The organism is Legionella santicrucis (genome assembly GCF_001468135.1).
In the GTDB taxonomy this organism is placed as follows: domain Bacteria; phylum Pseudomonadota; class Gammaproteobacteria; order Legionellales; family Legionellaceae; genus Legionella; species Legionella santicrucis.
In genome coordinates this window covers 1-5,548 of sequence record NZ_LNYU01000022.1, presented here as the reverse complement: position 1 = coordinate 5,548, position 5,548 = coordinate 1, and the positions used below count along the sequence as shown (strand labels likewise).

Here is a 5,548-nt window from a genome sequence, read left to right as displayed (position 1 = left end):
CCTTATCATTTTTCTAAAACTAATCTATAAAAATTGCAGAATACACTAACTTCTTTGTTTTTTATAGATATTTAATGAGGTCTGCTTACATTCTCATCTCTGACTTGAAAATTTTTCCTTAAATTAGCAAACTCACTTTTGTATCCATTTTGTGTTGCAATATTTTGATATTCTATTATTTTTTTTATTTTATCACCAATAACATCCTTCAATCTGCCTTATTTTAATGCAGCCATTTCTTTCGATGACATTATTATGCCCTGTTCACCATTTAATATTTGTATTGCTTTGTTCGCTGCACTGATCTTGATTGAGGCACTTGCATCTGGTGTAAATAATCTCGCCCATATACTATTATATTCAGATCCAGAGTCCTTTTTCTCAGATTCACGATTCGCCACATATTGCTCTAATTCAATGATTTTAGGATTTTTTATAGGATTTTTTATTAGTTCACATACTTGAGCCATGCCTATACTGTCTTTTGCATCGGTCATCACCGGATCAAGCAGTTTTTTTTCTTGGCATAGAGTTTTAAGTTGTTTAACTATTTCTGGGTTGGCGTCACGACTATTTACTTTTGTAGCAACCATGACAATAGGACTATCAGGATGATATTGTTTTATCTCATTCATCCATTTCTTTGCTGAATCAAGGGATTTTGGATTAGTAACATCGACAGACACCATATACATATCGGGATTTCGACATGTAGAATACGTTCCTGATCCAAATCTTTGATTATGCACTATATCATATACTCGTGCTTTTCTATCTTCTTCAAGACTAACTGGTTTAAAAGCAACCCCAATTGTACCTATAAAAGATTCGGTATAGATATTATCAGCTAGTCGTAGCAGAAGGCTGCTAGTACCTGTTCCTTGATCTCCAAGAAGTTGAACTGTGTTAATTTGTTTTTTCATTTGTCTCTCCTCATGAATCGGTTAGGGCATTTCCAACTCTTAGTGTATCGAGGAAAAATGAATATATATTTACCTTATCGTTTTAAAATATGCATAGCTTATTTAATGTTGTAATAAGGCTTTAAGTAATGCAGCTACTCTTTTCACTCTCGAGCCTAAATATGTGCATTTAATTGTCTAAAACAAGAAGACGCATTTAAGATGATATTTCTCCTCGTACCTTAGAGTGCTTTATGCAGCTCTTAACCTTGTTTCATAGTGCTAAGTAATTATAATTAGGAAGCAAATAATTCAGACTATAGGAGACCTTTATAAGTAACACATACTGATTGTGTTGACCACAACTTGTCTAGCTGTTTGATTGCAAACGACAAGGCGCTCCTCACCATTTTTAACTATTTCTGGTGGAAGGATAAATACCATCAAATATCTCATCTCTGGAATTTTAATTTCCCAATCCATTGAAGCTGACATACTCTTGCTCCCGACATCCAGTACTCACAGCAAACAAAACCATTTTTTCCAAATGTACAGGCAACTCACCAAAAAGCTTATTTTGTTCTTCCCAGCTCAGAGGATATGGCTTATACAAATCATGCTCAGGTAACAGCTTGATCTTGGGCGCGTTTTCCAACTAAGTGAGTCCATACTCATCTATCCGTTCAGTTGCAGCAAGGTTAAGAATGCGACGAACAAAAGGGCCTTGAATTTTGAATTTCTTGACATTCACAATTCAAGGCCTGACTCCGTATACTTCTCGTTATTTCCAGCTGACTTAAAGTTTTTTTCCGTTCTGCAAGTTGCTGCGCTCTTTCCCTTCCTGATTAGGATGCAGTAGAATCAAGGGGGCAGTTTAACATCCAGCGGAAACTATATTTATCGATCAGCATTCCAAAATGAGCCCCCCAGAATGTGTCAGCAAGTGGCATAGTGACTTTGCCTCCTACGCTAAGGGCTTTAAATAACTTTTCAGTTTGCTGGATAGTTGAACAATTGATACTAAGTGATAAATTATCACCAACTTTAGGTTTATCCATAGGATTGTCAGAAGCCATTAAAATAAAATCACCTTGGGTTAAACAGGCATGCATAATTTGATCAGGTACCAATTTCATATCACCCGGGCAGCCCCCTTCAGGTGCATCTGCATTAGTCATAATTTCTAGATTGCCACCAAAGCAAGATTGATAAAAGTTCATCGCTTCTCGACAATTGCCATTAAAAAACAGATAGGGTGTTAGTGCTTTCATGATATTTTCTCCTGTTAGATATCAACAACCATATTAAATCCCCCATAAATCAAACGCTTGCCATCAAAAGGCATTGAGTTGGTTTCTGGTTGTAAACGGGAATCTTCCATGGCTTTTTTCATTCCTTCATCCCGAACTTGCTTGGACGGCCAAAGAATCCATGAAAAAACGACTACTTCATCGTCTTTGCATTTAACGGCCATAGGAAAAGAAGTAATTTTGCCTTCAGGTATATCATCGCCCCAACATTCAACCAGTTGTAAGGCGCCATACTCTTTAAATACCAGACCAGCTTTTGTTGCATGTTCAATGTATTGCGTTTTATTGGCCTTCGGTATTGCCAAGATGAATCCATCAACATAACTCATAAAGATCTCCATTAATTTATGAAAATACAACAACCTATTAATATGGCACCCCTAGTACTATTTTTCTATATTAATTATTTTATTTTCCATAAGTTGGGTGAGTAGACCAGCGGAACTTCCCCGCCAGCCTATCTTAGAACGGTACGTGAACCTCTCAGCTCATACCGCTCCCATCAAGCAAACGTTTTGCCAGTTCCTAACATCCAATGAGCAAATAACGTTGGATTTTCAGCCGCGACCTTTTCTAAAAACTGTGCGGCTTTGGATTTCCTTCCTTTAAACTTTTTATGTTTTCGCATCGCCCATTTAACTAATACTCGATTGAAATACCGCCAGACCCTCACCAACTCTGACGGACAGTATCGTCCATAATAGTTCAACCAGCCTTGGAGCACAGGATTATATATCCTGGCTATTTCTTCTAGGCTGAGTCCACTTCTTAAATGCCATTTATATTTTCGAGTTTTGTCGCACATTGATTTCATAGCATTCTTACTGACCGCTGGGGTAAATCCTACAAACAATTTTCGTGTTTGTGGATTTTTAACCACCCGTGGCCTGAAAGTATAACCTAGAAAATCAAATGACATACGAGGATAACTTCCTACTCGATTGCTGTTCTTGCAGTAAACAACCTTGGTTTTAGCCGGATGAAGTTCTAAGCCACACTCTTTGAAACGTTCAGCCAATATCATTAGTATCTTTTGTGCTTCTTGTTCTGTTTGACAGTGTAGCAGTCGTCGAGTAGCCCAAGGGAATCTCACCCTCAGGCTCTCACAGAACCGGACTTGAACGCCTCCGCCCATCCGGCTCTTATTGTCCAGCCGCAGGAAGAACACCTAGGCGCTTCCAGTGAGGAAACAGGTATTGTTCGCGCTTCGCGACCCGTCCCACCAACTTCCCTTCTCTTAACCTCACTAAATCTCGTTTAAAGGATTGCTTATAGGGTCCTCTGACTCTACTGTCTCCATATTTTCGATTCAGATTGTGGTTTATTCACCTTTGCTTAGGAATAGCTATTTTTTTATGATGATATCAAATGATTTATATCATCATAAAAAAATGTATTAGCCTAAATGCGTTTTATTGATTAAAATATCCTCTTGGCTTTAAAAATATAACCACATAATTCTATTTAATATCAAAGGCTACCTCATGCCCATTCTTTACATACATAACTTAAAGCACAAAGAAATAGCCGTATGTCGTGCCTTATTTAATGCTGCGGCTCAAACTGAAGAAGGAATAAAAACAAAAAAACTTGGAATTCTAATGACTGCTGACATGCCAGGCTTATGGGCTCCTTTAGAAGATTTTGAAATCGAACAAGAAATTAGAATGGCATTAAATCAGAGAAGTGGAAGAGTAAGAGAAATTGGCTACTTAAGGGTTAATCTCATCCTTAAATCAGACTCCTTAGATGTTACCGAATATGAAAAAATCTATGGATTATCCGCTAAAGCAATTTTAGAATCTGCTAGATTTATTTGTAGTGATGAACCAATAAATACTCCTTCTAAGGATATTCCCCTTGCTTCTGCAAATGCTTACAGTAGCTTCTTTAAAAAAACGACTGGAAACAGCTCTGCTAAACGCACTAAGAAGAATATTGAGGATGATAAACGATTTAAGAAATCAAGCGATGATGACATATTGTTCAAAGGAAAATCTTTTTCGTTTATTAGCGATGACGAATTAAGAGCCTATGGTGCTACTCAATGGAGAAGAGAAAAGGATGGAGTGGATAATATAGTATTCATTTTAGAAATGGACAATCATAATCCCAACCTAGCTCTCTAAACTAATTTTGAAGTAATTAATTAAACTATAATTGTGCATAATGAAACAAATACATTTTTTACTCCCATATAATCCTGTGAAGGCATTACAGCAGATAATTTTGAAACCAAATATGCTGAGTCTTTTGCTTACCATCATATCTCTGCGTATTTGTTAAGGGAATAGGTATTTCAAAACACCTATTCCCCATTTTTCAAAAGTATCATGCTTACTAATTTGGCTAATTTATTGATAAGGTTGGGATGAGCTTCTAAAATCTGGCCAAAATTAGTTTTTGTTATGCCTGCTTCTCGGCATTAGAACTTAGCAGAGAGAACCCTATTTAGTATAAACTCCGTAATGTTAAACCTGTTTGCGTTTGATAGGTAGAAAACGTATCATTCTCTTCCAATTTCATCGGTTTAACAGATGCATCCATATCGTTTTCTTCCCGCTTACGCTTTGCATGCCATCCAATGATGGCGAAACCGCCCTCGATTTTGCAAAAAAATTTGAGCATTCAGACCTAATTAATTTGTTGAAAACTCATTCTCCATATCCCTTTTTCTTACAACATCTTAAAGTTCAATCTAAACAACTAACTGCTAAAAAAGTAGCCAATGCTTTATGGCTATCCGATAAAGATGTGACAACTACCAATATTTCTAAATCAGAATTTGGATTATGGGCAGAAAAAAAGCTCTATGCTTTAATCAAGATGAGGTTGAAAAATCCCTTTCACAATATATGATGAAAAAATAGTGTCAAAGTTATTTGGTTGCATTTGTTTGCAGATAATAAGATGCAACCATTTTTGAACAGAATACTTAAGATTTACAATACTATTCATATTAGTATCTCTATTTTAAAAAGACCTCTTATATGAGAAGCCATAATTAGAATAACGTGCTAATTGCTACTGACTATAAGATAGTTTATTATTCCAAAACTAGTTATAGGTAAAATTAAAATATGGATTCAAGGAAAGAATATGATAAAAAAAACTGCCGTATTAGTGACTGTCACTACAATATTAAGCCATGCAGCCTTTGCCGGTGACATGGGTGTTATCGAAGAAGGTTGGAAACGCGTCCTCACTCTTAGTGGAGGTCCAAGCTGGAGCCAAAACGGTGAAACACAAACCTTTTTCCTTCAACCGGATATTCAAAAAACCTATGATAATCAGTCATCCAATAGCACCCTAGGTAGTGGCGAAGTATTTTTAGGA

7 protein-coding genes and 1 pseudogene are annotated in these 5,548 nt (G+C 36.6%); 3 read left to right on the top strand and 5 right to left on the bottom strand.

Annotated elements, in window-relative coordinates; translation table 11 throughout:
• Window positions 1-218 precede the first annotated feature (218 nt).
• From Lsan_RS04695 to Lsan_RS04675, 5 genes are all read right to left on the bottom strand, one after another.
• Window positions 219-923: a P-loop NTPase family protein gene (locus tag Lsan_RS04695; protein ID WP_058513360.1), complete on the bottom strand. Its 705-nt coding sequence runs from the start codon at window positions 921-923 to the stop codon at window positions 219-221.
• Window positions 924-1,232: 309 nt separating this feature from the next.
• Entirely contained in the window at window positions 1,233-1,397 is a 165-nt protein-coding gene (locus Lsan_RS22845; RefSeq protein WP_237762035.1) for a hypothetical protein, read from the bottom strand.
• 350 nt (window positions 1,398-1,747) lie between these two features.
• On the bottom strand, window positions 1,748-2,173 hold the full coding sequence (locus tag Lsan_RS04685; protein WP_058513358.1) for a VOC family protein: 426 nt from the start codon (window positions 2,171-2,173) through the stop codon (window positions 1,748-1,750).
• Window positions 2,174-2,187: 14 nt separating this feature from the next.
• Complete coding sequence (locus Lsan_RS04680) at window positions 2,188-2,541, bottom strand: DUF1428 domain-containing protein (RefSeq protein WP_058513357.1); 354 nt, start codon at window positions 2,539-2,541, stop codon at window positions 2,188-2,190.
• 173 nt (window positions 2,542-2,714) lie between these two features.
• Complete coding sequence (locus Lsan_RS04675; RefSeq protein ID WP_237762034.1) at window positions 2,715-3,305, bottom strand: group II intron maturase-specific domain-containing protein; 591 nt, start codon at window positions 3,303-3,305, stop codon at window positions 2,715-2,717.
• Between the two features lie 391 nt (window positions 3,306-3,696).
• Here Lsan_RS04675 and Lsan_RS04670 point away from each other — a divergent pair, with 391 nt between their 5' ends.
• The 3 genes and pseudogenes from Lsan_RS04670 to Lsan_RS04660 form a co-directional block, all read left to right on the top strand.
• Complete coding sequence (locus Lsan_RS04670) at window positions 3,697-4,341, top strand: hypothetical protein (protein ID WP_058513355.1); 645 nt, start codon at window positions 3,697-3,699, stop codon at window positions 4,339-4,341.
• 445 nt (window positions 4,342-4,786) lie between these two features.
• Window positions 4,787-5,071: a hypothetical protein gene (locus Lsan_RS22840; protein ID WP_058513354.1), complete on the top strand. Its 285-nt coding sequence runs from the start codon at window positions 4,787-4,789 to the stop codon at window positions 5,069-5,071.
• A gap of 240 nt (window positions 5,072-5,311) precedes the next feature.
• Window positions 5,312-5,548: pseudogene (locus Lsan_RS04660) on the top strand (porin family protein); the annotation flags it as partial.

Excerpts from the sequence above, each read along its gene's own strand:
- Lsan_RS04680 (WP_058513357.1), bottom strand. The coding sequence starts at position 2,541 with ATGAGTTATGTTGATGGATTCATCTTGGCAATACCGAAGGCCAATAAA.
- Lsan_RS22840 (WP_058513354.1), top strand. The coding sequence starts at position 4,787 with ATGCCATCCAATGATGGCGAAACCGCCCTCGATTTTGCAAAAAAATTT.
- Lsan_RS04685 (WP_058513358.1), bottom strand. The coding sequence starts at position 2,173 with ATGAAAGCACTAACACCCTATCTGTTTTTTAATGGCAATTGTCGAGAA.
- Lsan_RS04695 (WP_058513360.1), bottom strand. The coding sequence starts at position 923 with ATGAAAAAACAAATTAACACAGTTCAACTTCTTGGAGATCAAGGAACA.
- Lsan_RS04670 (WP_058513355.1), top strand. The coding sequence starts at position 3,697 with ATGCCCATTCTTTACATACATAACTTAAAGCACAAAGAAATAGCCGTA.
- Lsan_RS22845 (WP_237762035.1), bottom strand. The coding sequence starts at position 1,397 with ATGTCAGCTTCAATGGATTGGGAAATTAAAATTCCAGAGATGAGATAT.